This is a genomic window from Agarivorans sp. MS3-6, from assembly GCF_054112545.1.
On the sequence record NZ_CM134202.1, the window covers coordinates 1255686 to 1282681 of the forward strand.

General features: G+C 44.1%; 23 protein-coding genes. 11 read left to right on the forward strand and 12 right to left on the reverse strand.

The window, feature by feature from the left end; genetic code table 11:
- Nucleotides 1-144: 144 nt before the first annotated feature.
- Nucleotides 145-1509: a glycoside hydrolase family 30 protein gene (locus tag ACVFI8_RS05710; RefSeq protein WP_457873312.1), complete on the reverse strand. Its 1365-nt coding sequence runs from the start codon at nt 1507-1509 to the stop codon at nt 145-147.
- A gap of 531 nt (nt 1510-2040) precedes the next feature.
- Here ACVFI8_RS05710 and yghU point away from each other — a divergent pair.
- Nucleotides 2041-2901: a glutathione-dependent disulfide-bond oxidoreductase gene (yghU, locus tag ACVFI8_RS05715; protein WP_457873313.1), complete on the forward strand. Its 861-nt coding sequence runs from the start codon at nt 2041-2043 to the stop codon at nt 2899-2901.
- Nucleotides 2902-3342: 441 nt separating this feature from the next.
- Nucleotides 3343-4419, forward strand: coding sequence for a DUF3179 domain-containing (seleno)protein (locus ACVFI8_RS05720; RefSeq protein ID WP_457873314.1), 1077 nt, complete (start codon nt 3343-3345; stop codon nt 4417-4419).
- Nucleotides 4420-4581: 162 nt separating this feature from the next.
- On the opposite strand, the gene ACVFI8_RS05725 is transcribed toward ACVFI8_RS05720, so the two are convergent.
- The 3 genes from ACVFI8_RS05725 to gloA form a co-directional block, all read right to left on the reverse strand.
- Nucleotides 4582-5469 carry a DMT family transporter gene (locus tag ACVFI8_RS05725; RefSeq protein WP_248714424.1) on the reverse strand — a complete coding sequence of 296 codons (888 nt, stop codon included), beginning with the start codon at nt 5467-5469 and terminating at the stop codon, nt 4582-4584.
- A 144-nt stretch (nt 5470-5613) separates the two neighbouring features.
- Entirely contained in the window at nt 5614-6714 is a 1101-nt protein-coding gene (locus ACVFI8_RS05730) for an alkene reductase (RefSeq protein WP_248714423.1), read from the reverse strand.
- A 13-nt stretch (nt 6715-6727) separates the two neighbouring features.
- The gene (gene gloA / locus ACVFI8_RS05735) at nt 6728-7123 is read right to left on the reverse strand and encodes a lactoylglutathione lyase (RefSeq protein ID WP_248715592.1); all 396 of its coding nucleotides are present in this window, start codon (nt 7121-7123) and stop codon (nt 6728-6730) included.
- A 295-nt stretch (nt 7124-7418) separates the two neighbouring features.
- On the opposite strand from gloA, the gene ACVFI8_RS05740 reads away from it, so the two are divergent.
- Complete coding sequence (locus tag ACVFI8_RS05740; protein WP_248714422.1) at nt 7419-7949, forward strand: AAA family ATPase; 531 nt, start codon at nt 7419-7421, stop codon at nt 7947-7949.
- A 51-nt stretch (nt 7950-8000) separates the two neighbouring features.
- Here ACVFI8_RS05740 and ACVFI8_RS05745 read toward each other — a convergent pair whose 3' ends face one another.
- Entirely contained in the window at nt 8001-9161 is a 1161-nt protein-coding gene (locus tag ACVFI8_RS05745) for an MFS transporter (protein ID WP_457873315.1), read from the reverse strand.
- A 325-nt stretch (nt 9162-9486) separates the two neighbouring features.
- On the opposite strand from ACVFI8_RS05745, the gene ACVFI8_RS05750 reads away from it, so the two are divergent.
- The gene (locus ACVFI8_RS05750) at nt 9487-9654 is read left to right on the forward strand and encodes a PA3496 family putative envelope integrity protein (RefSeq protein ID WP_248714421.1); all 168 of its coding nucleotides are present in this window, start codon (nt 9487-9489) and stop codon (nt 9652-9654) included.
- 350 nt (nt 9655-10004) lie between these two features.
- Here the strand turns inward: ACVFI8_RS05750 and map are convergent, their stop codons facing one another.
- Nucleotides 10005-10787, reverse strand: coding sequence for a type I methionyl aminopeptidase (gene map, locus ACVFI8_RS05755; RefSeq protein ID WP_248714420.1), 783 nt, complete (start codon nt 10785-10787; stop codon nt 10005-10007).
- Nucleotides 10780-11004, reverse strand: coding sequence for a ParD-like family protein (locus ACVFI8_RS05760; protein ID WP_248714419.1), 225 nt, complete (start codon nt 11002-11004; stop codon nt 10780-10782). Before ACVFI8_RS05760 ends, map begins: the two co-directional genes overlap by 8 nt.
- Before the next feature lie 215 nt (nt 11005-11219).
- Between ACVFI8_RS05760 and ACVFI8_RS05765 the strand changes: the two genes are divergently transcribed.
- The 3 genes from ACVFI8_RS05765 (at nt 11220) to ACVFI8_RS05775 (ending at nt 15394) form a co-directional block, all read left to right on the forward strand.
- Complete coding sequence (locus ACVFI8_RS05765) at nt 11220-11507, forward strand: glutathione S-transferase N-terminal domain-containing protein (protein WP_248714418.1); 288 nt, start codon at nt 11220-11222, stop codon at nt 11505-11507.
- Between the two features lie 252 nt (nt 11508-11759).
- Nucleotides 11760-11837, forward strand: coding sequence for a TraR/DksA C4-type zinc finger protein (locus ACVFI8_RS05770; RefSeq protein WP_371923127.1), 78 nt, complete (start codon nt 11760-11762; stop codon nt 11835-11837).
- Between the two features lie 494 nt (nt 11838-12331).
- Nucleotides 12332-15394: a DUF2339 domain-containing protein gene (locus ACVFI8_RS05775; RefSeq protein ID WP_457873316.1), complete on the forward strand. Its 3063-nt coding sequence runs from the start codon at nt 12332-12334 to the stop codon at nt 15392-15394.
- 146 nt (nt 15395-15540) lie between these two features.
- Here ACVFI8_RS05775 and ACVFI8_RS05780 read toward each other — a convergent pair whose 3' ends face one another.
- From ACVFI8_RS05780 to ACVFI8_RS05790, 3 genes are all read right to left on the reverse strand, one after another.
- Nucleotides 15541-17259: a flotillin family protein gene (locus tag ACVFI8_RS05780; RefSeq protein WP_248715591.1), complete on the reverse strand. Its 1719-nt coding sequence runs from the start codon at nt 17257-17259 to the stop codon at nt 15541-15543.
- A gap of 33 nt (nt 17260-17292) precedes the next feature.
- The gene (locus ACVFI8_RS05785) at nt 17293-17955 is read right to left on the reverse strand and encodes an OB-fold-containig protein (RefSeq protein ID WP_457873317.1); all 663 of its coding nucleotides are present in this window, start codon (nt 17953-17955) and stop codon (nt 17293-17295) included.
- Between the two features lie 101 nt (nt 17956-18056).
- Nucleotides 18057-18446, reverse strand: coding sequence for a hypothetical protein (locus ACVFI8_RS05790; RefSeq protein WP_457873318.1), 390 nt, complete (start codon nt 18444-18446; stop codon nt 18057-18059).
- A gap of 384 nt (nt 18447-18830) precedes the next feature.
- On the opposite strand from ACVFI8_RS05790, the gene ACVFI8_RS05795 reads away from it, so the two are divergent.
- Nucleotides 18831-19202 (forward strand): hypothetical protein, encoded by a 372-nt coding sequence (locus tag ACVFI8_RS05795; protein ID WP_457873319.1) that lies wholly within the window; start codon nt 18831-18833, stop codon nt 19200-19202.
- A gap of 368 nt (nt 19203-19570) precedes the next feature.
- The gene (locus ACVFI8_RS05800; protein WP_457873320.1) at nt 19571-21823 is read left to right on the forward strand and encodes a tetratricopeptide repeat protein; all 2253 of its coding nucleotides are present in this window, start codon (nt 19571-19573) and stop codon (nt 21821-21823) included.
- A gap of 81 nt (nt 21824-21904) precedes the next feature.
- Here the strand turns inward: ACVFI8_RS05800 and ACVFI8_RS05805 are convergent, their stop codons facing one another.
- Together ACVFI8_RS05805 and ACVFI8_RS05810 are read right to left on the reverse strand one after the other, a co-directional pair.
- Nucleotides 21905-23407 carry an arylsulfatase gene (locus tag ACVFI8_RS05805; RefSeq protein WP_248714412.1) on the reverse strand — a complete coding sequence of 501 codons (1503 nt, stop codon included), beginning with the start codon at nt 23405-23407 and terminating at the stop codon, nt 21905-21907.
- Nucleotides 23408-23749: 342 nt separating this feature from the next.
- On the reverse strand, nt 23750-24724 hold the full coding sequence (locus tag ACVFI8_RS05810; RefSeq protein WP_457873321.1) for a helix-turn-helix domain-containing protein: 975 nt from the start codon (nt 24722-24724) through the stop codon (nt 23750-23752).
- A 437-nt stretch (nt 24725-25161) separates the two neighbouring features.
- Here ACVFI8_RS05810 and ACVFI8_RS05815 point away from each other — a divergent pair, with 437 nt between their 5' ends.
- Both ACVFI8_RS05815 and ACVFI8_RS05820 read left to right on the forward strand, forming a co-directional pair.
- Nucleotides 25162-25671, forward strand: coding sequence for a TRAP transporter small permease subunit (locus ACVFI8_RS05815; RefSeq protein WP_457873322.1), 510 nt, complete (start codon nt 25162-25164; stop codon nt 25669-25671).
- Nucleotides 25668-26990 (forward strand): TRAP transporter large permease, encoded by a 1323-nt coding sequence (locus tag ACVFI8_RS05820; RefSeq protein WP_457873323.1) that lies wholly within the window; start codon nt 25668-25670, stop codon nt 26988-26990. Before ACVFI8_RS05815 ends, ACVFI8_RS05820 begins: the two co-directional genes overlap by 4 nt.
- Nucleotides 26991-26996 lie beyond the last annotated feature (6 nt).

Genomic DNA, 26996 nt, shown 5'->3' on the forward strand with positions numbered 1-26996 from the left:
CAAAGATGGGAGAAACAGAAGACATAAGCGCATTACCCAAAGCCAGCGTTAAGCTAGTGATAGGCCAGCAGCGAATAAAAAAGCCGATGTAAAATGGCATCGGCTCTGAGCTTAATAGTTTAAAAGGGATCGCTAAAACTTTACTTAGCGCTTTACCACAAAGGTATTCATCGAGTTATTAGCCAAAGAAAGGTCTACGCCCTGTCCGTCTATCACTAAGGTGATTTTATGAATAGCACCTTCGTTTTGTACCACCACCACTAAATCACCGTTTGGATTTTCAAAGCTAACCGCATGCACTTGCTCACTGTTATTCATACTCATCACCCGTTTTGCGCCCACTTCAATATAACGAGAGAAATGGCCAATATAGTAATAAGAGTTATTGTAGATAAGCTCTTTAGTTTGGCGGTTGTACATTAACGGCGCTTCACAGTAGTTAGCCACATGATTTGGCCCCCCTTGCTCGTTAAGCAATAAATTCCAATCAATCCATCCTTCTGAATAATGATTAAAATCACCAATAATATTGCGACCGTAGCGCTCACCATTACCCCAAGCACCTAAGTAACCACTTTTTTCATCGGCATCCACTGAGGTTTCAGTTAATTCAACACAACCTTCGGTGAAAATAATATGTTTGCTAGGGTACAGGTGATGAACCATGGCAAGTTGTTCAAAATCTTCACTTACATACCAATGGTTGCCGACGCCCCAAACATATTTAGCCGCTTCAGGATCAGCTAACACCGTGGAAGCGCGCTCAACCATCACATCGCGGTTATGGTCCCAAATTAAAACGGCTTTATCTTGGTAACCGGCCTTATGCAAAGTAGGGCCTAAGTGGTTTTTTATAAAATCTCGTTCATCTTCTGCGGTGTAATGACACGAGTCCCAAATTTGATCGGCTTCAGGCTCATTTTGAATACTCACCCCCCAAATAGGCACACCGCGCAGTTCCATTTGCTCAATAAATTTTACGTAGTAGTTCGCCCAAGACTGTTGATACTCGGCCAATAATTTACCGCCGTAATTCATTTCGCCATTCGACTTCATAAATGCAGGAGGGCTCCAAGGAGACGCCAGCATAGTAATGCTTTGACCCGCTTGCTCAGCCGCCAGTTTAACCATTGGAATAACCCATTTTTCTTCATGAGATAAATCAAAGGTCTTTAACTCACTGTCTCCTTCATCTACGTAGGTATAATTTCCTAGCGCAAAATCACACGAATGAATCGCCACTCGCCCCAGCACATAACCCAAACCTTGCCGCTTATCAAAGTAGGCCTCAATAAATTCATCTTGTAACTGTTTCGGCATTTGGTAAAAAGTAGATGCTGCGGCCTCAGTAAAAGCACCGCCAAAACCGATATGAGTTTGAAATTTTTCTGTTGAATTAACCACAATCATTGGCTGCTTAGTGGGATAAGAGGGTTTAAATTCAACATCTTTTTTCACGGCCCAGCGCTCACCGGTTCTCTCAAGAGTTCTATAATGCGTTGCTTTCATAAGGTTAAGTCTCCAACAAATTTTTCTTAAGCCCAGATTACCATGAAAGCGCTTACCAAATAAGCTCTGAGAAAAACAATGAAACACAAGCCAAAAAAACCAAAAATCAGCATATTACGCTAAATTAAAAAACACCTTATTTTAGTACAAACCACAAACAGAGTATTAACAACAACATTTATAATATAATTAATTATTTAAAATCAACAACTTGTATTCTATCGCTTTATAACCCCTTTCCGATAAATAGAATAGCAATGAGAATAACCAACGAAACTTTACTTTGCACTAAGCCACTTAGCGACATTAAAAACCAAACCCAAGAAAAACCAAAAAGAAAGCGCTTTCTTTATTTGTGTGAGCTACATCAAAGCGTTTTCTCCCCATTTCAGCGTAACAGTTGCACTTTTAGCCTATGCTGACTGAGGGCGAGCGAATATGGCGATAAAAATATAAACCTTGAAAGGTTTTAATCCGTATAAATGGCCTGATATCTATATTAACTAGATGAATAAATCCTAAGGAAGTAGCATGGTAGAGCAGTACACCCCCCCCAATGTTTGGACAATGGATAGTGAAAGCGGCGGTAAATGGGCGAGTATTAATCGCCCCGATTCAGGCGCGAGGCATCAGCAGGCCTTGGCTGTAGGTTTACACCCCTTGCAGCTTTACTCAATGGGCACCCCAAATGGCCAAAAGGTCACCATTATGCTCGAAGAGTTACTCGCCGTTGGGGTAAAAGAAGCAGAGTACGACGCTCACCTCATTAACATCGGTGACGCAGACCAGTTTTCATCGGGTTTTGTCGACATTAACCCTAACTCAAAAATCCCAGCCTTGCAGGATCGCTCCACTGAAACGCCAATCTCTATTTTTGAATCTGGCTCAATTTTGTTTTATTTAGCAGAGAAATTTGGCCACTTTCTGCCAAAAGATTTTGCTGCTCGTACCGAAGTAATGAATTGGCTATTTTGGTTGCAAGGCTCTGCGCCCTATCTTGGCGGTGGTTTCGGGCACTTTTATAGCTATGCCCCTGAAAAATTTGAATACCCCATCAATCGCTTTTCCATGGAAACCAAACGTCAGCTAGATGTACTAGATAAACAACTAGCAAACCACCCGTTTATCGCTGGCAGCGAATACAGCATCGCTGATATCGCCATATGGCCTTGGTATGGCAATTTAGTGCTCGGCTCACTTTATGACGCAGCAGATTTTTTGGATGTAAAAAGCTACCCCAACCTGATGCGCTGGGCAACCCAGCTAGCAGAGCGCCAAGCGGTGAAACGCGGCCAAATAGTCAATAGAACCTGGGGAGAAGAATGGGAGCAAGTTGCCGAACGCCACAGCGCGAGCGACATTGACCAAGCCTTAGCCAAGCAGCCTGGCTAAGCAACATAGCTAACCGAGGCCTAGCGCTATTGGCTAATTACCCGCCAATAGCGCTGAGCCCAAATCTTAATTAACTCCGCGGCGTCGCTTAATCGTCGCCCTAAGCGCTGTTCACCCTCTTTCGGCCCCACTGAAAACGACCTAGCCCTTCCTCAAAGGTGCAATGGGCGGCAAAGGTTTATCGGTCTCGTTCATTGATACCGCTTACTTCACCACAAAATGGAACAATAGTTCCCATCAGTCCTACTTACTGCTGGTTAATGACCATGAGAATATCTCGCTCAGAAACGAATAACACCAAGGCCCACGGTTTTGTTCTCCAGATTACGTGAATCGCACCTAATCAATCAGATGACATAAACACGGCAGCCTATTTACAAAAATTAAGCTAACAACTAAATAACCAATAGTGCTTTCGCCGAGCACCCTGAGGAACCTAAAATGAGAATATTGTTTAACCTGTATGCACTCACCTTAGCCTGCATCGCTATTTTCTGCGCTGTACTAATGACAGAACCAGGACAAGTTATCGGAGTACCAAGAGATTGGTTACTGAACTACTTCCACTATATGCCGTTATTTTGGACCTTGCAGATCCTCGCTCTGGCTATTTTGTGGCTAGCCAATATACGTGGCAAATACTGGAAGCCCATTTGGATGGTGTTGGCCTCAATAGGAGTGGGTGTTACTTTTTGGGCGCAATCTTATGCCATGCCAACAGCCTTCCCCACCGAGCAATTTAGCGCTCAGTATTACTCGGTAGATGATGCTGATATGTTTATACCTGAAGAGGATTCACGGGTTTATGTTGTCGAACTCGATGGTGAAGCCCTTATTTTCCCTCGCTACCACCTACAAGTTCCTCATGTTGCCGGTTTTGAACAAAATGGCACCCAGTATGCGGTCACTTATTGTGGTTTATCTAACTTAGCCATGGTGGTAGAAACTGACTATGGGCTGGGTGAATCTAACTTACAGGTCTTAGGCCAAGCCCATAACAACCTCATCTTTAAAGATGTGAATAATGGTACAGCAATTCAACAAATTACCATGCAGTCTGAATTTACTGACCACACAACCACAGTACACCCCAACACACAGATGGAGTGGGAAACAGCTAAAGCAAACTACCCAAATGCCAAAGTATTCATATATGGTATGGATCGTATGATTGATGAGATATTACTGGGTTTGTTTGAGCAACCGCTTAAAGACCAGCGTAACATTGATAACCCAGACTTTATCTTCGATACACTGAACCTTGAGGATACCCGCCTTAATCCCAAACTAGAGGTTTTCGGCTACAGCAATGGCACTCATCAAATCGCTATATCACCAGACTTTGCTCACGCTAACGACGGCTATACCTTTCACTTAAACGGCGAACAATTACAAATATCTAGCGACGGTGAAATAGTTCAACTGTTGAATGCAGAAGGCGAGCAAGTCGCCACCCACAACGGTGTACACTATGGTATCTGGAGTCAGTTTTTCCCCAATACTAAAGTGCTAGGGTAAGTTTTTAAACGCCCCACTTCGCATGAAAATCAGCTATACCAATAGCTGATTTTTTGGGTTAAGCAACCTGTATTATGACCACAGCTCGACAGAACTACGCTAGCCAAGTAACTATACTTAAGACTATATTTCAATCTAAACAAACATGACATGTCGACGTGTTTATTGTTTATCAGCCAAAGCACCCGCCCGTGGCTTAGATAACTTAATATACACAATCAATGACAAAAGAATGACTCCACCGCCAATCAGCTTTTGTAGCTCAAGCTGCTCCCCAAGAATAGCGATGCTTAGTAGCAGCGTCCAAATCGGTTCCAAAATCATGATCAACGAGGCGGTTTCCATTTTTATCGCCGATTGACCGATAGTTTGTAGTAAATAGCGAATAGCCGTGGCGGCAACAATAGACACCACAAACCAAGCCAATACCTGATGGCTCAACGCCAGCGGTTCTGTGGAGCTGAAAAATGCGCTGATTGCGCCAACTACACCCACCACAAATAACTGTAAACAAATAGATGTTAAAGGCTTAATACGAGTGATCAGCTTTTTATTGAGTACAAAATGCAAAGAAAGCAGCATAGCCGCAAGCAAAAAGTACCACTGGCTCTGCTCTATCTGCCAACCATTAGTTAGGGTCAGTAGCATCATGCCGATAACAGCAAGGGGTAAGGCCCTCCAAAAAGCACGATTGGGGGTTTTCTTAAATAACAGCCAAGCGGTAAAAGGAGCAAAAATCATCGCTAAACTCATGATAAAGGCCCCTTCAGATAAGCTGCTAGACACAGCGACCGCGGCTATCCATACCTGCATTGAGACAGCCAACATTAGCCCCACCCCGCAAATATAAGCAAACTCTTTAACCTTTAGTCGCCGCAACTGCTGATAACAAAATGGCAGTAAAATAGCACTCGCCAGTAAGAATCGAGAAGCAATGAAAACATCCCCCGGCATGCCTGAAATAACCCGTTTAGAGGCTATCCAACCAAGCGCTGCCAGCAAGGTGGCCAAGGTTAATAATAACTCGCCGCGCATCGTTAATCGTTTCATTAGGGTTTCTTATTGCTGAGTGAGTAGCTAATTTACTGAGAGCCAAAACGGCTAAAGCCCACAGCAACTTTTAGAAGAAAAAGCAGCGTGGGCATATACTAGCACTTAGTGATAAAGCAGGGTGCTGATACCGAGAGGCTACACCTAGCTAGCGCTATACTCAGGGTAATCGGTTAAGCCTTGCTCTGCACCACCAAACAATGTTTCAGGCTTATGCGACGCCAATGGATAACCATTTTTTATTCGATTGGGGAGATCAGGATTAGCCACAAATGGACGACCAAAGCCAACCATGTCGGTTACGCCAGCCTCAATAGCTTGCGCCCCTTTTTCTCCGTTGTAACGTCCGGCGTAAATTAACACCCCTTGGTAGGCTTCACGTACAGCCGGTTTAAATGATTGTGGGGTTTCAGGCGCGTCGTCCCAATCTACTTCAGCAATATGAATATATACCACCTTGTGACGATTAAGCAGCGCTGCAGCGGCAACATAGGTGTCTTCAGGTGTTGCGTCTACCGTACCGTTTAACGATGTGAACGGTGCAAGGCGAACTCCTACGCGCTCTGCGCCAATCGCATCGACCATGGCAGCGACGACTTCACTAAGAAAGCGCAGGCGGTTTTCAATAGAGCCACCGTATTCATCACTGCGCAGGTTTGCTTCAGAGTCAATAAACTGGTTAATTAAGTAACCATTTGCCGCGTGTAACTCGATGCCGTCAAACCCCGCTTCTATGGCATTTAATGCCGCTTGGCGATACTCTGCAACGACCTGCTGAATATCGGTTTTCGTCATTTCTCGTGGCTCAACCACATCAACAAAGCCAGGTTCATCGCTACCGTTATCAATGAATACTTTAACGTTTTGTGCCGTTAACGCCGAAGATGAAATAGGCTGCTCACCACCAATATTGTCAGGATGAGTCACTCGGCCTACATGCCACAACTGAGCGAAGATAGCGCCGCCTTTTGCGTGCACTGCATCGGTCACGGCTTTCCAACCGGCGATTTGCTCTGCTGAGTAAATACCTGGTGTCCAAGCGTAACCTTGCCCCATTGCAGAAATTTGCGTGCCCTCTGCCACAATCAGCCCAGCTGAAGCACGTTGTGCATAATACTCAGCCATCATTTGGTTGGCTACATTGCCTGGTTGGCTAGCACGCGAACGTGTCATTGGAGGCATCACAATGCGGTTTTTTAGCGATAAATTACCAAGTTGTATAGGTTGAAATAATGCGTTTGTCATTGGGAAATCCTCTTTACTGGCTAACTGGAGTCTGTTCAAGTTGAATCAGTTCTATCTGGTAATTATCAGGGTCGGTAATAAAGGCAATGTGAGTTTCCCCCCCTTTTACTGGGCCTGGCTCACGAGTGACGACACCTCCACGCGCTTTAATCTGATCGCAAGCTGCATAAATATCTTCTACACCCAGTGCTAGGTGGCCAAAGGCATTCCCCATATCGTACTGCCTAGTATCCCAGTTATAGGTCAACTCAACGGTAGTTCCACCAGCTTCATAACCAACAAATACCAAGGTGTAACGGTATTCACTATTCTCACTGCGTTGCAGCTCTTGCATACCCAGAACGTTAGTATAAAACTCGATAGATTTATCTAAGTCGGTAACACGTAACATGGTGTGTAAAAATTTCATCATTTGCCCTTTTAAATGGCTTCGCGAAGCGTAAACCATCAAGCTGTTAAACGCCGCTTGATGGTCGCTAATTCTCAATGCAGAAAATTTACAGCAATCTGCAGCCAATATGAAATTATCAAACTTTATTATATTAATAACGCTGAGTTATAACCCTCAATGTAAACTATCAAACCTAAAGGCATTGCACGGGTATATAGACTCGCGCCAAGACTGGCATTGTCATTCAGCCGTGTTTTGTTGCTTTCTATCGAGTTTGCTAAACTCGCAGGCTTTATCCTAAGGGGGACTCTGCTTGAAACCTATAATCATCTCTGGTGGTCCAGGTGCGGGTAAAACCAGCATCATTGGTGAGCTTAAAAATCAAGGCTATCGGGTGTTTAACGAAAGCTCGCGCACCCTGATAGAGCAACAATCCGCGATTAAGGGGGGTGTATTACCATGGACTGACTTAGCGGCATTTGCGCACTTATGTATTGAGTTGATGCAGCAACAAAAAGAGCAGGCCTTAAGGGGCTCGATGCCGGCATTTTTGGACCGCGCTGCGCCAGACATATGCGCCTATCTTAAGCTTGGCAAACAAGCAATAGACCCCATCTTTGAAAACGCCTGTGCTGGCTATTTCCCGACAGTATTTTTGTGCCGCCCTAATAAAACCATCTACCAGCAAGATGAGATACGCCCGCATAGTTTTGCCGAAGCCAAGCAGATCCATCAATTGTTGATTGAGACTTATCAGCAGCATTCGTATCACATTGTTGATGTGCCATGGGGCAGCATTGAGCAAAGGGCTCAGTTTATTCTAGCGGCTCTGCCTTCCAACTAAGCGCCCAGCCATTGCAGACTGGGCTTAATACCATTAGGAAGTTTAAGATTATTAAACGGGCTCTGGCAAAGTGCCACTCTTGCTAGCAACCAACAGCATATAAACACTGGTAGTGACAAAAATGGCTGCCAAATACATCGGCAGCGCCTGACTGGACTGCGTGCCTAAACCGGCAAATAAAGGCCCAATAATCGAGCCTAAGCTATAACTAAGTAACATCAGCTCTGTAATCGCCACAATACTCGTTGCACTTGCCTTGTAACAAGCCTGACAGATAGCAATCGGATATAGTGCAAACGCCGCAGCTCCTAGTGCAAACAAACACAGCGATAAACCTAAGACACTCTTCACCAACACAATCCCTATGGCTGCTAACAACCCTAAGGCGCTAATCAGCGCTTGCAACAAGGTTTTGTTAAAGCGAGCCGACAAATAACTACAAATGGGCTGAACTAACATTCCCCCTAAGATCAAAATGGCCATTAAGCTACCAATATTGTTGCGCCATAGCGCATCACTATTTAAATAAGCGGGCATCAATCCGTATATAGGCCCCAAGATTAAGCCCGATACCAAACACCCCATCACCGCCGGTTTACTCAAAGTCGCAATGGTTTTCAACGACAGCGCTTGGTGTTGAGTATGCTGTGGCGCACTGTTTTGGCTTAACAGGGGAGCCACTATGGCCAAGCCCAATAAAGCAATAATGCATAAAAATGGCAAGCCACCACCGGTTCCCAAATATTCTATTAACAATTGTCCCAAGGCATTGCCCGCATATAAGGTAACCATATAAAAGCCCAAACGTGACGCGCGTTGTTTATCGCAATCAACAAACAATAACCACGACTCAACAACCACAAATATGCCTGCAGTGGCCGCGCCTGCAACGGCCCTAAGCACCAACCAACTCAGCGAATTTGGCAGCAATAGCATAAACACTACGCTGACTAAAAGGCTTAGCAAAAACACCACAAAAGCCACTCTATGACCTAGCGCCGATATTATGGCTTGTGCCTTAAAAGCCCCAAATAATAACCCCGTGTAATAAACACTGGCTAGCCAAGGGCCTAAATGAACAGGTAGTGAATAATGACCTAAGGCTAAAGGTAACAGGCTCATTAAGTAGCCGCTGGCAATGGCAAAAAACGCTAAGCCCATTAAGGGAGCAAATAGCTTGTTTGACGTGCTGTTTACAACTGTGTTTGGCATGATTCAGTTAGCAATAATAGGGCCATAAAACATGGCGGGGTTAAAAATCCGCGCGATAGTGGCAGCAATCTAGCCCTAGGTAAAACAAAGCGTATTTGTCGTGACGATTACGATAATTTGATCAACTTAAAAACAAGCAAAAACCAACCATAAACCATTAATTTAAAAAGACTTAATGAATAAACCCTTCACTTGAATAATTATTTTATTGTTTGACCAACGCCCGCTTATGTAGCAGATTTGACGTGTAGGAGAAACGTCAATTTTACGCTTAGCCTCCTGCTTTAAAGACCTGTAATATTTATAGACACATAGGTTAACGTGTATGAAATACTCTAAGTTCGATGACAGTGATGAATGGGATGATGAAGACAAAGTCCATCGTGTTAAACAACATAACAAAGAGAAGAATGCCGCTCGCACTCGCAGAAGAATTGACGAATACAACGAACGAAAAAAACTAGAAAATGACTTGTTCGATTACGTTAGCTAATCAAGCTGAAAAGCCAAAGACAAGCGCTAATCGATGATATGCAGGCTATTCGCCGTAACATTTTCAGCGAATCGACCATAAATATAACTAAAGCCTATTAAGGCTTTAGTTATTATTTGCCAACGGCCGGCCAACAACCGTTTACGTTTCTACCTTTAGTGGCCATTTTCAATCTACAGACAACACATCACCATCAAGCTGACAAACAACATCCTCGACGCTAGGCTTTCCATCCAGCGTAAACTGAAGTGATTTGAAGCTAGCATGCAGTTTTTATGCATCACCCCAAAAGCCTACGAGCCCCTCAGCGTAATCGATAAAAGCTGCCTGCCGGATATGTTTAAAACAATCTAAGGTCTCGAATTTTCAGTTTCTCGTAAAGTCAGCACTTCAAAGCCATTCGCTGTCACCAAAACTGTATGTTCAGACTGAGCAGACAATTTTTTGTCTTTTGTAATGACAGTCCAGCCATCTTTTTTGGTTTTCACTTTAGCTTTGCCCTGGTTCACCATCGGTTCAATGGTAAAAATCATCCCCTCTGCGAGTTTTAGCCCGGTATTTGAAGAGCCATAATGCAGCACTTGTGGATCTTCATGCATTTCTCGGCCAATACCATGCCCACAATATTCTCTTACAATGCTGTAGCCATAACTCTCCGCACACTGTTGAATGGCATGGCCAATATCACCAAGCCTTGAGCCGGGTTTAACTTGCTTAATGCCCGCCCACATTGCTTGGTAGGTGACGTCTACTAATTTTTTAGCGTCAAGGGAGGCCTCCGGCATCACATACATTTTGCTAGAGTCTGTTATAAACCCATCCTTCTCTAAAGTAATATCTAAATTAATAATATCGCGACTTTTCAGCAATTGATTGGCGCTAGGCACACCATGACATACCACTTCATTAATAGAGGAATTTAAGACAAACTGATAACCGTATTGCCCCTTACTGGCAGGTCTGCTATTTAGGTCATTAATAATAAAGTCTTCAACTCTATTATTAATATCCATGGTTGATATTCCTGGCTTTACATAGGTATCCAACATACCGAATACTTGCGCCAATAACGTGCCTGAATGACGCATCAATTCAATGTCAGTGGCTGACTTTATCTTCACGGCTCTATTCATTGATAGTGGCTTCCACCACGGAAGCTTTAGCCAACGAAACATCGGCAGATTTCATCAGTTCAGCAACAATTTGGCTGAAAGAACGTTGCGGATGTAGCTCTGCCAGCATCCCCATTTTTATCCAGAATTCTGCTTGTGAATTGATAGAGCGAGACATTACAGAACTGGCTTTTCTTACTTCTTCATGTAGCTCTTCAGAAATTTTCACGATACCCATAGATATACAAACCATATATAAAACGTATACAAATGGTATTATCAGCTCGCTATCGAGTCAAGCACTAAGCAAGAGCCTTGCGGCTTATCTACCACTACTTGTCTTTGCCTAGCAGGGTATATGCCGTTAGTTACAATAGCCTCAGCCCTTTTCATTCCAAATACCCTCATAGCCAGTTATATTACCGTCATGATTAACACGCTTAAGGAATACCAATGAGTAATAATTCAGCCAATAAGCAATCCAACCAGCAAGATACTTTAATGCTTTATCATTTTGTCGGCTGCCCTTTTTGCAGTATTGCTACGGCAGCGATCAATAGGCTTGGGCTAAATGTTGAATTAAGAGACACCATGAAAAACCCACAATATAGAGACGAACTGGTCAAGCAATTAGGCCGTGGCACCGTACCGGTATTGCGTATCATCGCCCAAGATGGAAGCGAAACCTGGATGCCAGAATCAAGAGACATTGAAAGGTACCTAGAGCAAACCTATGGCTGAGGGGTCGATAGAGCAATAAAAGCAACATGGTTAGCCAAGAAACAACCATTAGAAGAAGGCCTCGTTGAACCTCAACCCCCTGTCAGTAAATGTAGCCTTCACGATGTCATCAACGCCGCCGATGCACTGACTAGCAAAGAGAAAGAGCACCGACTTTACCAGCATACACTAGCGCAATATCAGCAACTTGCATCGGTGATAAAAAAGCTATAAAAGAGTAACGATATCGAGTGTGACAGTTGTGGTATTTAAATACTAGAACGCTTAGCGCTGGTCCCTACCGCACAACTCTGCGTTAGTTGCCAAAATGACATTGAAACAAAAAGATAACTGCAGTTCTTGTCTTCCCCCTTAGATTGACCAGTTACCATTACAAGGAGGGTATTCGACTTCGGTCTCTTTCCCTCGCTCGTAATTTCTAGTACGTCGAACCATTAATTATATGGTTTAGTCTCTCCTAGCGACGCCAAATCATCTGCAAATGCTATCGCTTTGTGCCCTCACAGAACCGTTGCCTTATTATCATTACAGAATATTGGGTATTCATTATGTTGCTGTTTTTACGTAAGCCTTGATCCCTAGATCATTCCACCTCCTAATTTAGCTCTAACACAGTGAATATTTCCACAGGCCCACGACAACCGTAAAACAAAGCTTGAGTTATTTAGAGGCTGGCAAACAACAGAGCCTTCAAACTCAATTTATTTTTAATAAAATCAACATAGAGCAATAAATCAATATAAAACATGTATTTATTAAAATACACATTCAACGTACAATCTTTTTTGACGCTCAAAATACTCGATTAATCATGGAATAAGATAATGCCGTTATTGGATGACGTAGCTAAATTAAAAGCTGAGCTAGCCTTAATCAAATCACAACAAGGCACTTATCAAAGTCACTTAGACAATCAACTCGCGTCTTTTAGCCGCCAACTTGATCACCTTGCTCAGCAAATTCAATCTCAGCCTGACAGTGAGCAGCAATCGTTAGCAACAACAGTCGCCTCAGCTGAAAATGCGTCATCCAACAGCGAGCCGTCAATTGGTCATGTGGCTAAATCGACCGAACCAGTCCAACAACAAACGAGTCATTCCCCCAACGGACAATTTGAGAATACGGCCCCTTCACCGCACCCTTTACAAGCTTTGCCTGCGAATCAGCAAACCAGCAAGCCCAGTGCACTAAATTCGCTGATGGCTCAACTTGGTGATTCTATAGCTGAGCTTAGCGCTATGGTATTTGGCCCTATCTCAGGATTAACACAGCAAGCCAAAGGCTTTTATCAACATTACCGTAGCAAAGGCTTAGGTGCCGTATTTTTAATGACTGTTGCTGGCATTATTGCCCTAACTCTGGGTTTTGGTTATTTACTGCAGTTCTCGATTAACAATTGGTTTTCAGCGCTAGGCAAAGCTTTGCTCGGATTAGGCGCCGCCAATACGATTATCGCGGGGGGCGTATTCATCAACAATAGACGCCCAGGCATGGAAGATTTTGGCTCTGGCTTGGTAGGCCTTGGCTTAATTCTCAACTATTTATGTTTATACTTCCTTGGCCCCTATTTTAATATTTTGCCAGCAAGCATCAGCTTTGCTTTGTTATTGGCCAACACTATTTTTGGTTATCAGTTATCGCTAAAACTTGATACTAAAGTTGTTGCTGTAGTGGCGCTATTAGGTGGCTCGCTAGCACCATTAATGCTGCTAGACGACAGCCATAATGCGTTTTTGTATTTGCCTTATTTGCTCATAGTAGGCCTATGCTCCTTAGTACAAAGCCATAAATTAGCTTGGCCAGTATTGATAGAAGTAACCGCCATACTGCACATTGCCTGCGTAGGAATAGTGAGTCAGTTCATCCCCTTGCCTTTTGGTAGCCTTAACTGGCAAAGCATAGTTGCGCTCATTACCATTATTGGCATGTTCTACCTCTATAGTATTGCCAGCTTATTATTGTTACTTAAGTCGTCACTCACACCTCGCTTGTTAGCCGTGCCGATTAGCCTATTAGCTTTCACTCTTTACACCTTAAGTGAGTTCAGTATTTATGCTGGCGAGCTATTTGTCGTCAATGCTTTAATCTGTATTGGCCTGTATAAATTAATAAAAAGAGATAAACAGATTTCAGCGCTGGCACTGGCTTTTGCTGGCAGCTTTGCTGGGTTTGGCGGGTTGTATTTGCTCACCCCTGACTTACTTGGCTTAGTATTACTGTTAGAGGGACTGTTGCTATTATGGGTCGGCTGTAAGGAGCAATTCAGCGCGATTCGAGCAGAAGCGTATGTGCTGCTTGCAGTAGGTATAATTAGTAGCTTAGTGCATACCGTTAACACCCTAACATCACATCAATATACCGCTTTGTCGACGTGGCAAGATCAGGCCACTCTTTGTTTATTACTAATGCTAAGCTGTGCAATAAGCTATCTCGCCAAGAAGCTATTAAGCCAATATAAGCGTTATCTAATCGCTGCTGAAAGACACTGCGTATATATCGTACATGAGTTACTCAGCGTACTTTACTCGGCCACCTTATTATTAGTGGCATATTTTATTAGCAACCAATACTTCTTGCTCATCTTGCCTCTTATCGGTCTATTGCTGCTGCACCTTAGCGCACAAAATTCGCTCCGTATTTCTGAAGTCTTGGCTTGGCTGTTGCAACTCCCGCTGCTGGGCTTAGTGATATTTGGTGTAATAGATGCAGCTAGCACTAGCTTTTCAGACCAAGCACTTAATGCCAAGCTGGCTAGAGTAGAACTGTTTATTTCCTTGCTTCTGGTTTACTACTGGTACAAAAAACACTATGCCAGCTCGCCGCTCATAAAGCTTGCCTATGTTTATCAAATCATTTGCTATGCAGCATTACCCCTGCTATTCCTACCAAAAGTTATGCGCAGCTTCCCAGATTATTTGGCCATCGCCTTATGGCTTAGCACTTCTATAAGTTTAATATTGGCTTACTTTATAAATAACAAAAACCTACGCTACGAAGCGCAGTTATTAAGCATATTGGCCATATTGGTTACGGCAGTAATGTGTTTAGGGAAACAATGGCAAGGGTTGGTGGCGTTAGCGCTAGGCATAGTTTTAATTGGCTTTATTATGCTGCGCTACACGCAACTATCCACTAAATGGCAGCAAGTGGTTAAATTACAATGGCATTTAAGTCCCTATTATTTTGCATTGGTATTGATTGTGGCTAGCCAAACTATTAGTAACTTATTGCTACCTAATTGGAGCCTTAGTGCAGTCTTGATTTGTGGCTATTTTTACTTAATTACTGAGCGTTCCAACCGACTAGGAAAAGCATTATCTAAGGCTTTAAAACCTAGCTATACTGTGGCCTACTTAGCGATGTTCGTCGCAGCATTAATCCCCTTTATTATCCACCTAGCTGCGCAACTCAACCCAAGCTTACATGCCAACAAACTATTGCTAAGCATTGCCGAACTCACCCTGTTGGCCTTACTAGCTCGTTATTTGTTAGCCCCTCGTTTAGGTATTAATACTCATGAAAGAATGCTTCCGCGCAAGGGTTTGAAATGGGCTTGGCACCTACTACTCTCTGCTAGCTACTTACTATGCAGCTACCAACTAGATCCCAGTATTTCAGCACCGCTCACAGCCATATTATTGATCAGCCATGCAAGTGTATTAATGTTTATTAGCTTGCGTCCACAGCAGGCAGATATGGTGCGCTTGGCGGCTATTATCTTTGCTACAGCATGCGTAAAGGTGATGTTTGTTGATATAGCGGCCTTTGAATTAATACAAAAAATTGTAGCGTTTATGGTAATAGGTATCATTTTATTAAGCGTTTCTTACTTCTACCAAAAAGCCAAGAATAGGATTAATTCTGCTGAGTCGGCACTGGCTCAATAAACGGTGTCGTCGATCAGTGATGAAAGAACAGGGTGTTTCGCCTTCCCTAGATGTCAATGTAGCAAATACAGAAAAGGCGGTGCATTGCTGCTCCGCCTTTGTCGCTATGGCTTAAACCACCAAGCGCGTTTTTCGCTACACATCTATCATGCAGATGCGGGTACTTCTTCCAAGGCTGGCGCCTCTTCGGTTTGCTCGGTCACGGTTAACGCGTCTTGAATAACGCTTGATTGCCCCGTGAGTAAATCTTCCAAGCTACCATTGTGTTTATCGACTAAACCCACTTCTCTTAGCATGGCATCTACCAAAGGTGCATTAGCACGGTAACCTAAGGCAGCTTGAGTCACTTGCTCTGCCAACCCTTGATTGCCGCCCGATTCACCATTTTGCGCACCGCCACTTGCAGCGCCATAACCTTGCAAGATTTTGATACCTTCAATGTTTTCTAAAGGCTTAACTGCGTTAGCCACAAGCTCTGGCAGTATTTTTAGAATCGCTAAGGATTTTTGTAGCTCTATCTGTTCGTCACGCAGAGTGTTTTCTGCGTCATACATCGCTTGTTTACCCGCCGCTTCTACTGCATACACCTTCTCATCGGCTTCGGCGCGCAGTTTTTTGGCGTCAGCTTCAGCCTTCGCTTCAATCAAAATGGCGGTTGATTTATCTTGTGCTACTTTCTTCTCGGCTTCAGCTTGTACAGTAATGCCTACTGCATCACGCTCCGCTTCTTTAAGCGCGTCAATCACTTCAATTTCTTTACGACGATTAGCTTCGGCGACTTGGCGTGCTGTTGTTACCGCTTCACTCTTCTGTACCATCAGTTTTTCAGCTTCGGCGGCGTTTGCTTGAGCGGCAGATTCTTCTTCAGATTTCTTAGCAATAGCAATTTGCTTGTCTTGCTCTGCCACTTCTAAGTCACGTTGGCGCTGAATGCTGGCTTGCTCTAAGGTTTTACTTTTTTCAATTTCGCGGGTTTCAATATCTCGTGATTTTTCAATCTCGGCCGCTTCTAGTGCGCGCTCTTTGGCAATTTCTGCTTCGCGCTCTTCCTGTTGTTTCTGTTCGCGGTTTTTAGCAATTTCCGCTTTTTGCTCAGCACGTTTAAACGCCAGTACTTGCTCTTGGGTTAACTTGGCTTCTTCTTCTTGTTTGTTTACTTCCAGCGATTGTTTTTCAGCTTCTAGATTACGCTGCTCAATCTTAATCCGGTTTTCTTGCTGAATATCGTTGGTTTCTTTTCGTTTTTCTTCAATGATTTTAGTTAACCTAGCGCGACCTTCGGCGTCAAAGGCGTTGTTTTCATTAAAAAACTGCAAGTCTGTTTGGTCAAAACCGGTTAATGAAACTGATTCAAGCTCCAAGCCGTTTTTCTCTAAATCGTTCATCACGTTTTGCTGCACTTTTTGTACAAAGTCAGAACGCTGCTCGTGCATTTCAGTCATCGACATTTCTGCCGCTACCGAGCGCAACACATCAACAAACTTAGACTCCATCAGCTTTTTCAACTCTTCCACGCGCATGGTACGCGTACCCAAAGTTTGCGCCGCCATAGAGATCCCTTCGCTATTAGGGGCCACTCTTAAGTAAAAGTCGGCCTTAACATCAACCCGCATTCTATCTTTGGTAATTAAGGCATCTTTCTGGGTTTTCTCTACTTCGATGCGCAGCGTATTCATGTTCACAGGAATAGTTTCATGCACAACTGGCAGCACGATAGCCCCCCCATCTTTAACCACTTTTTCGCCACCTAAACCGGTACGAACAAACGCCGTTTCTTTAGTGGCGCGGGTGTACAACTTAGCCAAAATCAAACCAATAGTGAAAAAGGCAATCAGCCCTACACCAACCCAAATTAAATAAAACATGATGTTATTACTACTTCCTAAAAAATCCACAATCTATCCTTTATGATCGTTTAATAATTCGCTGAGTTTGCTAGCGGTCCAGTACTTACGGTGCCGCTCTAGCAGTACAATTTCAGTTCCCATAGGGAAGCTGTCATTGCTAGCCAGTGGCTGCACCATTAAATAGTGTTTTTGGCCATGTTGGTCGGTGCACACGGCTTCGGCGGGGCTACCAACTGTTGCGGTGCCCACCGTGACTCTGGCTTGTAAGCCCTTAAAGCCATGCTTAGAAACAGCGCTAGATTGGCTCTTAGGGAAAACCTTAGCGATAGCTCGCCCTAAAAAGCGCGCGTTAAGCAGGGCAAATACCACAGCCCCAAGGTGAGTCACAGAAGAAGGGAGTAACCACTCTCCATTAGACAGACTGATATAATTGAGGGTGAGTCCAGCAAGGCCAAAGCTGCTTAAAAATAGAATGATCCACACCAATAAGGGTAATTGATGCAAGTATAACCAGCCTAATACCCCAGATAGAGTCCCTCCGCTAACATCGGCGTCTACATCCACATCGATATCAATGGGAAGAATATCATCCAGAGTATTTAACAAGCTTAAACCCACTAACGAGCCCAATATCTCGACTAAAGCTAGCCCTAGTACAAAAACCAAAGCCAAGGTAAAACTGCTATTTATATCTGCCAGTAAAAATTGGTACATTCAGCATCCTTTCTGCCGTAAAACAGCCTGAAGGCATGCCAAGCCAGTGCTTGATATGGCCTACAAGCTCACAAATATCCGTTACTTGTTTATGCTTATATCTAATGCTCGGTGTTCCACAATGCCTTCGAACGATAGGCATAGCGAAATGGTGGAACCAACGTAAGCGGGCAAAGCAATAAAATAAGCACCGACCCCAGCAGTTTGAGCGAGAAACCGCCATCGCCAGCCAAATAAGACACTTGGCCAATCAGCGCAAAAAACAAAATGAACGCCAACAATATTGCCTGCAGCCAAAACAACACCTTCCACAGCACCAAATTCGCCACGACTTTTTGGTAGGCATAGCCGTAATAAGGGACCAGTAGTACCCCGGTAATTAGCGTGGACACCGCAATGGCAATAATCGGTTTGCCTTCATACAAACCTACCATCACGTTGGCGATTGTTGCTACAACCCCAAGCCAAAAGAAGACCTTCCATTTAAGCAAAGCGCTTACCTCTAAACCACATTTAAGCTGCAGCTATTCTACACCTTAATAGCCGTGTGTTATGACTGTTAATGCGACGTGACAGCACCTGTCACTGTGTCGAAGAGTGCCAATACAGCCCGATTACAAGGTCAATACATTAGCATTAATTATCATCAAAAACAGCCCATTAGCAGGAAAGCTGATAATTGCATCAAAAAAATAACGATGGCGGTAAGCGACACAACAAAAGAACAGACAACGACGGGCTGAAATGGCTAGATAGAGCGTTAGAATAATGGGTTAAGATTATTTACATAATCATCAATTAATGTAGAGTATTGTTAACTCATGTCTAAATAAGCGCCACATTAATATAGGTTAGCCGATGTCTTTACCAAGCAAATGAGTGATATCACATTAGCATCCAAAATTGCCATTCTTTTGTTTATATCCGGGAGCTTGGGTATTTTTGTTTGGATTGGAGTCGTTCTTTACTTAAAGAAAAAGTGGTTACTCTTTTTAGAAGATGTACTTGATGATGGAGTTAGATTTTACTCGTTAAACTTTTTCTTTTCTGGACAAGGGGTTCTACAATACGCCACTGTTTTCTTAAGCTCTTTTCACGCCAAACGCTACCGAATGTTAGAAAAAAGAAAAAAGGTACCCCAAGATATTCAAAAAGCTTTTATATATGCTTTTTGCTGGTTCATGCTGAGCGTAGCTTTAATGGTAGCGAGTTACGTAATAATGAATGTGCATGATATATCGAGCTAATTCGTATTTAAGTAACCAACAATCTAAAGGTTCGCCTGATATACAGCTAATTCTCCTATTGCCACTGGCTATAGGCAGTCACCACCATCACTTTTAGCAACATCAACGCTGATAATTTGGATAGAGCCTGAATCGGCGAGTCGTGGATCCTGCAATCAAGGTGTTTCAATCCATCAGGGTTTTGCTTTACATATTCGCTTTGGCTATTTGGTACTTAAGCTGAGTAAAGCCGCTTACTTTAGCGTTTTTGTTTTTTAGCCTATCCCTGACTAAAAAATCACCTTTTCATATAAAGTACAGTTAGAATAAGGCCTTACGCTATATCTTAAGTTGCATGGACGCTTAGGTTTAACGATGAAAGGAACTTCATGAGTATATTTACCCGTCTGCTTCGCTCGGCATTACTGTTAGTGTTATTTACCGCCTCATCTACAGCGTTGGCGGTTGATTATGTGGGCACTGAAACCTGTATACGTTGTCACCAAGATGCTTATGAAGCATGGCAGGGCTCGCATCATCAATTGGCAATGCAACATGCCAGTGAAGACGCTATATTAGGTGACTTTAACAATGCTCAGTTCACTTTTAATGACAAGGTCAATCGCTTTTACACTAAGGGCGAGCAGTTCTGGGTAAATATTGAAGGGCCTGATGGCCAGTTCCACGACTATCAAATCAAATACACTTTTGGAGTCACCCCACTTCAGCAATACATGGTTGAGTTTGATGATGGTCGGGTGCAACTGATCCCGTTTACTTGGGATGCCAGACCAAAGCAAGAGGGCGGCCAGCGTTGGTACCACCTTTACCCAGAGATGGCGAAAACTGATGAATTTTATTGGACAAATACCGGACAAAATTGGAACTTCATGTGTGCCGATTGTCACTCCACCGATCTAAAAAAGAACTACAACGCCGAGACCAATCAATACAACACCACTTGGGCTGAAATCAGCGTGGGTTGTGAGGCCTGCCATGGCCCAGCGAGTGAACATTTAGCATTGGCAAACCTTAAGCAAGACGGTGGCGAATGGAATAACAAACACTTTGGCTTTGACCGTGATTTATCAAAAGCGGTAAAAGAATGGGTTTATCAACAAGACAATAGCACCCTACAGCCCAAAGCGATTGAACACACCCAGCAAGTACCAGTGTGTGCGCAATGTCATAGCCGTAGAATTCAGCTTTCTGAAAAAAATGACCATGTTAACGGAGCGTTTCAAGATCGCTATTTATTAAGCATGATCACCCCACAGTTATATCACCATGACGGGCAAATCTATGATGAAGACTATGTCTATGGCTCTTACTTGCAAACCAAAATGGCTGAAAAAGGCGTAAGCTGTACTAATTGTCATGATCCACATAGCGCACAGTTAAAAGTACCAGAGCAAGCAGTATGCGCGCAGTGCCATGTAGCAGCAGAGTACTTGCCCGACAATCACACCTTTCATCAAGCCGATAGCGAAGCGTCTAAATGCACAACTTGCCACATGCCAGAAACCACCTATATGCAGGTTGACCCTAGGCGAGACCATAGCTGGCAGATCCCAAGACCAGATTTGAGCAAGCATATCAATACCCCCAACGTCTGCACCCGTTGTCATACCGATCAAAGCAATCAGTGGGCAGAAGACGCACTGATAAAATGGTTCCCTGATTCACGCTATCGAAACCCTCAGCATTTCAGTATTGCCTTTTATGCGAGCAGTGTTAATCACCCTAGCGCTGGGCAGATGTTGTCATACATCGCTCAAGACCAAGCCCAAAGTAATATTATTCGTGCTTCCGCGATACAACGATTGGCCAATCATCCCAATAAAGATGCTATAAACGTATTAGCCAGTGCGGTTAAAGATAACAATGACATGATTCGCTTAGGCGCGGTAAAAGGTAGCAGCGCTTATCCCTTAGCCGACCGCTGGAAGTTAATTTCCCCGCTACTTAATGACCCGGTTTATGCAGTGCGTACTGAAGCAGCGGGTGCATTAGTCGCATACTGGAAAGAGCTAAGCGCACAGCAGCGTAGTGCTTTAGCACCAGCCCTCGCTGAGTATATTGAGATCCAAACATTTAGCAGTGACCGCGGCGCGAGCCGTACCAATTTGGGCAATATCCACCGTGCTCAAGGTCACTATCAGCTTGCTATTGAGGCTTATCAACAGGCAATTAAGGTTGAACCCAATTTTGCTAATAGCTACATCAACCTCGCTGATTTATACCGTGCTCAAAATAATGAACCATTAGCGTTTAACACCCTAATGCAAGGGATTAAGGCGCAACCAAAAGCGGCAATATTAAGCTATTCAGCGGGGTTGTCTTTATTGAGGCAAAACCAGCCAAAGCAGGCGTTAGATTTATTCAAAAAAGCCACTACCGTACAACCTAATAACCCTCAATACTGGCTAGTTTATGGTTTGTCATTAGAGAAATTTGATTTACTTAAAGCAGATGAGGCTCTTCAGCAAGCCTTCGATATCAGCGGTAACCCAGACCATTTATATGCACGCTGTGAAATCTTAGTGAAGTATAAATCAGCCGGCGCCCCGGCCTGTATTGAAGCACTCAAAGCCTACGCCCCAGACACGCTTATTCAGCAGTTAAATAGCCGCTTAAAGTAAGCGTATTTCGCAATCGTGATACAAGGTTTACCCATAAAAAAGCCCACTGTTGTGGGCTTTTGTCGCAAAGGCATAGGTTAACTAGTTACCCACTCCGCCATTATTTACTGCTTGTGATTCAGGGGTTACCGGAGGCCATTCTTCAAATGATGCAAGATGCTGAGCAACCGCCGCTTGCGCAGGACCAAAGGCCCACATTTTTTCGCCCATCCATTTTAAGTACATGCCTGATTCTTCGGCCGCTCGCTCATAAGGATCGCGACGCAAGTTAAATAGTAATGGTGCGTTTAGCTCTTCTTTAGGGCCACTCCAACCTTCGTTTTGTACCACAAAGTGGGCTTTCCAATCACCAACACGCACAGCTTGTAAGTTATCGCGCTCGTAATAGTAAATAACCTCACGCTTAGACTCGCCATCATTGGTTAACATCTCAACTTGGTTGTAACCATCAAGGTGCGCTTTAAAGCCATCGTAACCTGTTAGCATTTTCTCTTTTAAGTCTGCTGGGCCACCCGCGGCAGCCACTAAAGTGGGTAACCAATCCATGCCATCAAACATGCCATTATTTACCGCCCCTGCAGGGATTTTACCAGGCCAGCTAATCAGCAATGGTGCTCTCACTCCTCCTTCCCAAGTTGTGCCTTTCTCGCCTTTAAATGGGGTCATGCCGCCATCGGGCCAAGTCATTATTTCAGGGCCGTTATCTGCCGTGAAAATAATAATGGTGTTATCTGCAATGCCTAGCTCTTCCATTTTGGCTAGCATTTCTCCTACATGGTCATCGAGATCCTTCATCACCACTTCTTGAAGGCCCCAGCCGTTTTCACCTAACATCGCTTCATATTTAGGGGATAAATGGGTCCAAACGTGGCCACGAGACGGGCAATACCAAGTGAAGAAAGGTTTATCGGCTTTTACCGCTCGCTCAATGAAATCAATGGTGTGTTTATTCACTTCATCATCGAGTGTACGCATCCGTTCTTTATGCAGCGGGCCATCATCAACAATGGTTTGCTTACCATTACCGTCTGATTTTGCGTGGATCACATTACGGGGAGCAAACTTTTGAAAGTCAGGGTCTTTTGGCCAATCTGGATCTTCGGTGTATTCCATGGCATTTAGGTGGTAAAGCCATCCCCAATATTCATCAAAACCATGCATAGTAGGTAAGAACTCATCTCTATCGCCAAGGTGATTTTTACCAAACTGGCCGGTCATATAACCCATAGATTTAAGCACTTCAGGCAATGTAGGCGTATCGCCACTTAAGCCAACTGGGCCACCCGGTAAACCCACTGAATGCATTCCCGTTCGCACCGGTAATTGACCGGTTAAAAACGCCGAACGCCCCGCCGTACAAGAGGGTTGTGCGTAATAGTCGGTGAGTAACATGCCTTTTTCAGCAATGCTATCAATGTTAGGCGTATGACTGCTCATCACACCATTGTGATAAGCACTTAGATTAGAGATACCAATGTCATCAGTGAAAATAACAAAAATATTGGGTTGCTCTTGCGCTGAGTGCGCAGTGAAAGGCAGTACGGCTAATACCCCTAAAATCAGGGAGCGAAACATCCTATTCATTCTTTCTCCTTAACTGATTACTCAGCTTTTTTAATGATTGTTCATCCAACAAGGCCGAACTCAAGTAATACCAGAGCGCTAACGCTTAGATACATAACAAGCTTAGAAAGCGGTAAAACCGTAAGACAAGCTAGGCAGTATTAGCCCCACCAAAGCGGTCTCTTTAAGTGCTGCATTGCGCAAATAACTATGACTAGTATCAATAAAGCGTAGATCAAATCTTGCGTGACACAAGCTATCCTCGGTATTTACCAACAAAAATATAACAATCAGAACAAGTGCTTATATCAGTTTTTAGAAGAAGGATTTAGCCTGAGAATTACTGTAGCCAATGGGTTGGGGTTACGTGCTCTCCGAGCGATAGCGATGGTTATGCTGAAGTGTCTGCCGAGGTTTCTCACCAAACAAGCGCATATAATCCTGACTGAATTGGCTAAGATGAAAAAAACCATAATCAAATGCTATCTCTGAAATCGTTCTGGCGCTGTCACAATTTAGCAGCCTACGTCTCACTTGGTTAAGCCGAATAATTTTAATATATTGCTTAGGTGACATGCCAAGACACTCACTAAAAGTGTACTGCAAGGTGCGGCGACTAACATGCACTGCCGCGCATATCTCGCTTATAGTGACAGGGGTCTTTAAGCGCGAGTCGCTTAAATAGTGTTTAACCCGCTTCATAATACGTAGCCGCTGATGAGAACCAACATGTGAAGCGGATACCTGCTGAGCTTGGCTAAGTAGTTCTTGCACCGCATCCTGAAGGATTATCTCCTGGGTGATACTACTCCAGCGATGACCTTGCGGTTGCAATAGCAGCGACAAGTATTGCCGAAATACCATTTGCGCCCCCGCGCCACTTCCTTCTATGCAAAGGCCTCTAGGCGTTTGGCTTATCTGAGCTTCTTCATTTTGTTCTGCGAATTGAGTTAACAAGCTTTTAGGCAGCACCAGACCAAAGATAGAAAAGTTATCTGGCGTCAACAGTTCAAAATCTAAGCCACCAGGCATGCATAAAAATTGGTCATGACTGGTCCGCTGATGATTAATGCGACAGCTTTTATTATTTGCGCTAACCCCTAACCATAGCCCACCGTCTTCTACTCGACACTGTTGCCGCAACTCATGGCTAGTATCTTCTCGAAACACATGAATATGCGGCAAGCTAACTTCATTTATTACACCAAGAAACTGGCCTTGGCTGAGTTGGTCAAACTCTTGCTGCCAGTTGATCAGGTTTGCCGCCTGATGATTTGCATCATTCGAGTGAAGTGTGCACAACAATGATTCATTGTTCGTTACAGTGCGTTTCTCCATATTTCCTATCCTTGGCTCGCCCAATGTATCAAAACAGGGCAAGGCTAACTTATCACATTGTTATATATACACTTTTCCTCATTGCCACTTTTCGATAATCGTTCGGAATAAACATTGCAGCCTGAGTAGCAAGGCCTTTTAGTCTTATAAGTGAGCAAAAAATGGTCCAAATAAACGTGTCACCATATTGAAATGTTATAAAGCCATCTCGTCGCAGTGAGTAAAACTCAATTAGCGAATCAGACGGCATAGCAGCAACCATTTTAGACGCGCCACTCAATGGCACAACGCTGTACCTAACATCAACTTGGTCAACACCCCTGTGTTTTAAAGGATTAGAACAACAGCGCTGATGAGCAAAGGCTTAAGCCGTTAAGCCCGTTTACAGCGCCAAATTAGCAAGCTTAGTTGCCATGCTTTTGCGATAAGGAAATCTAATGCCCGGTTTTATTGTTGCCTACGTCAATTACGTTGATAGATTTAATCGTCTTATAGGCCGCTTTATGATGTACGGAATCTTCCTGATAATAGGCGTACTGATGTGGTCGTCTATATCCAAAACCTTTTTCTTGCCATCTCTATGGACCCTCGAGTCTGCCCAATTCATGATGGTTGGCTACTACATCCTTGGTGGCGCCTATGCCATCCAGCTAAACGCGAATGTTCGAATGGACTTGTTCTACGGTGAATGGTCGATAAAAAAGCGCGCTTGGGTAGATGCCTTTACCGTCTTCTTTCTGATTTTTTATCTGTTTGTACTTCTCTATGGAGGCCTAGAAAGCACACTTTATTCGCTTGAATATGGTCAGCGTAGCCGTAGCGCTTGGCGGCCCTATTTATGGCCAATTAAGGCCGTAATGTGCACCGGATTTTTAATGATGATCCTGCAGGCGGTCTCACAGTTAATAAAAGATATCGCGATTATTCGGGGAGTAGAAATCAAATGAGTTATGGCATGATCGCAACAATGATGTTCTCGTTGATGATGTTGCTAATGGCAACGGGTCAACGAGTGTTTGCTGCAATAGGCGCGGTTGCTTCCATCGCCGCTATTTTTCTGTGGGGAACAGGGGGAATAGAGATCCCTTTCACCGCCACCTTAAAGCTGATGAATTGGTATCCCTTGCTTACCCTCCCCATGTTTATCTTTATGGGCTACATCCTTTCTGAATCCAAAATCGCCGATGACCTTTACAAAATGTTTCATGTTTGGATGGGGCCAATGCCCGGCGGGCTAGCCATCGGTACTATCGGCCTTATGGTACTTATCTCAGCCATGAACGGGCTGTCTGTTGCAGGTATGGCAATCGGTGCCACTATTGCCCTGCCAGAGCTACTAAAACGTAACTATGACAAAAGAATGGTCACCGGGGTGATTCAAGCGGGATCCTCACTGGGTATTCTGGTGCCTCCTTCGGTGGTGCTGGTTCTGTACGCCATGATTGCTCGCCAACCAGTAGGGCAACTCTGGCTAGCGGGTATTATTCCGGGCCTCATTATGGCGGCGCTATTTATCATTTACATCGCTATACGCTGTCGAATGAACCCCAGCCTAGGGCCAACTCTTAGCGCTGAAGAGCGCAATGTTCCTATGGCAGAGAAAATCCGCCTGCTTGGTGCAGGGGCACTGCCATTAGGTATATTTGCAGTAATGATGGTTCCTTTTGTTAACGGCTGGACCAGTCTAGTAGAAAGCTCCGCCATTGGTGCAATGGCTGCACTGTTAGCGGCTATTTTTAAAAAACGCATGACCAAACTCGTATTCGAGAAGTCGCTGCGTAACACCTTAGCGATATCTTGCATGTTTATGTGGATCATCCTTGCAGCGCTGGGCTTTGGTGCCGTATTTGATGGGCTAGGCGCGGTAAAATCAATAGAAAACCTATTTACCGAGCAGTTAGGGCTAAGCCCTTGGATGATTCTTATCCTGATGCAACTGTCGTTTCTGATCATGGGATCCTTCCTTGACGATACGGCAATGTTGGTTATTGTGGCTCCCCTTTATGTGCCACTGGTCAATGCGCTTGGCTTTGACCTTATTTGGTACGGTGTGCTCTACACCATTACCTCTCAAATCGCTTACATGACGCCACCATTTGGCTACAACTTATTTCTGATGCGCGCCATGGCGCCGCCTGAAATCACTCTGCGCGATATCTACGGCTCCATCGGCCCCTTTGTCGCCATAATGATTGCCTCACTGATTCTAATTATGATCTTTCCTCAGCTGGCTTTGTGGCTGCCGGAATACGTATATGGAAAGTAGCGAGGC

Bases quoted from the DNA above. Each gene is read 5' to 3' on its own strand.
- ACVFI8_RS05710 (WP_457873312.1), bottom strand. From the start codon at position 1,509: ATGAAAGCAACGCATTATAGAACTCTTGAGAGAACCGGTGAGCGCTGG.
- yghU (WP_457873313.1), top strand. From the start codon at position 2,041: ATGGTAGAGCAGTACACCCCCCCCAATGTTTGGACAATGGATAGTGAA.
- ACVFI8_RS05720 (WP_457873314.1), top strand. From the start codon at position 3,343: ATGAGAATATTGTTTAACCTGTATGCACTCACCTTAGCCTGCATCGCT.
- ACVFI8_RS05725 (WP_248714424.1), bottom strand. From the start codon at position 5,469: ATGAAACGATTAACGATGCGCGGCGAGTTATTATTAACCTTGGCCACC.
- ACVFI8_RS05730 (WP_248714423.1), bottom strand. From the start codon at position 6,714: ATGACAAACGCATTATTTCAACCTATACAACTTGGTAATTTATCGCTA.
- gloA (WP_248715592.1), bottom strand. From the start codon at position 7,123: ATGAAATTTTTACACACCATGTTACGTGTTACCGACTTAGATAAATCT.
- ACVFI8_RS05745 (WP_457873315.1), bottom strand. From the start codon at position 9,161: ATGCCAAACACAGTTGTAAACAGCACGTCAAACAAGCTATTTGCTCCC.
- ACVFI8_RS05750 (WP_248714421.1), top strand. From the start codon at position 9,487: ATGAAATACTCTAAGTTCGATGACAGTGATGAATGGGATGATGAAGAC.
- map (WP_248714420.1), bottom strand. From the start codon at position 10,787: ATGAATAGAGCCGTGAAGATAAAGTCAGCCACTGACATTGAATTGATG.
- ACVFI8_RS05760 (WP_248714419.1), bottom strand. From the start codon at position 11,004: ATGGGTATCGTGAAAATTTCTGAAGAGCTACATGAAGAAGTAAGAAAA.
- ACVFI8_RS05765 (WP_248714418.1), top strand. From the start codon at position 11,220: ATGAGTAATAATTCAGCCAATAAGCAATCCAACCAGCAAGATACTTTA.
- ACVFI8_RS05775 (WP_457873316.1), top strand. From the start codon at position 12,332: ATGCCGTTATTGGATGACGTAGCTAAATTAAAAGCTGAGCTAGCCTTA.
- ACVFI8_RS05780 (WP_248715591.1), bottom strand. From the start codon at position 17,259: ATGTTTTATTTAATTTGGGTTGGTGTAGGGCTGATTGCCTTTTTCACT.
- ACVFI8_RS05785 (WP_457873317.1), bottom strand. From the start codon at position 17,955: ATGTACCAATTTTTACTGGCAGATATAAATAGCAGTTTTACCTTGGCT.
- ACVFI8_RS05795 (WP_457873319.1), top strand. From the start codon at position 18,831: ATGAGTGATATCACATTAGCATCCAAAATTGCCATTCTTTTGTTTATA.
- ACVFI8_RS05800 (WP_457873320.1), top strand. From the start codon at position 19,571: ATGAGTATATTTACCCGTCTGCTTCGCTCGGCATTACTGTTAGTGTTA.
- ACVFI8_RS05805 (WP_248714412.1), bottom strand. From the start codon at position 23,407: ATGAATAGGATGTTTCGCTCCCTGATTTTAGGGGTATTAGCCGTACTG.
- ACVFI8_RS05810 (WP_457873321.1), bottom strand. From the start codon at position 24,724: ATGGAGAAACGCACTGTAACGAACAATGAATCATTGTTGTGCACACTT.
- ACVFI8_RS05815 (WP_457873322.1), top strand. From the start codon at position 25,162: ATGCCCGGTTTTATTGTTGCCTACGTCAATTACGTTGATAGATTTAAT.
- ACVFI8_RS05820 (WP_457873323.1), top strand. From the start codon at position 25,668: ATGAGTTATGGCATGATCGCAACAATGATGTTCTCGTTGATGATGTTG.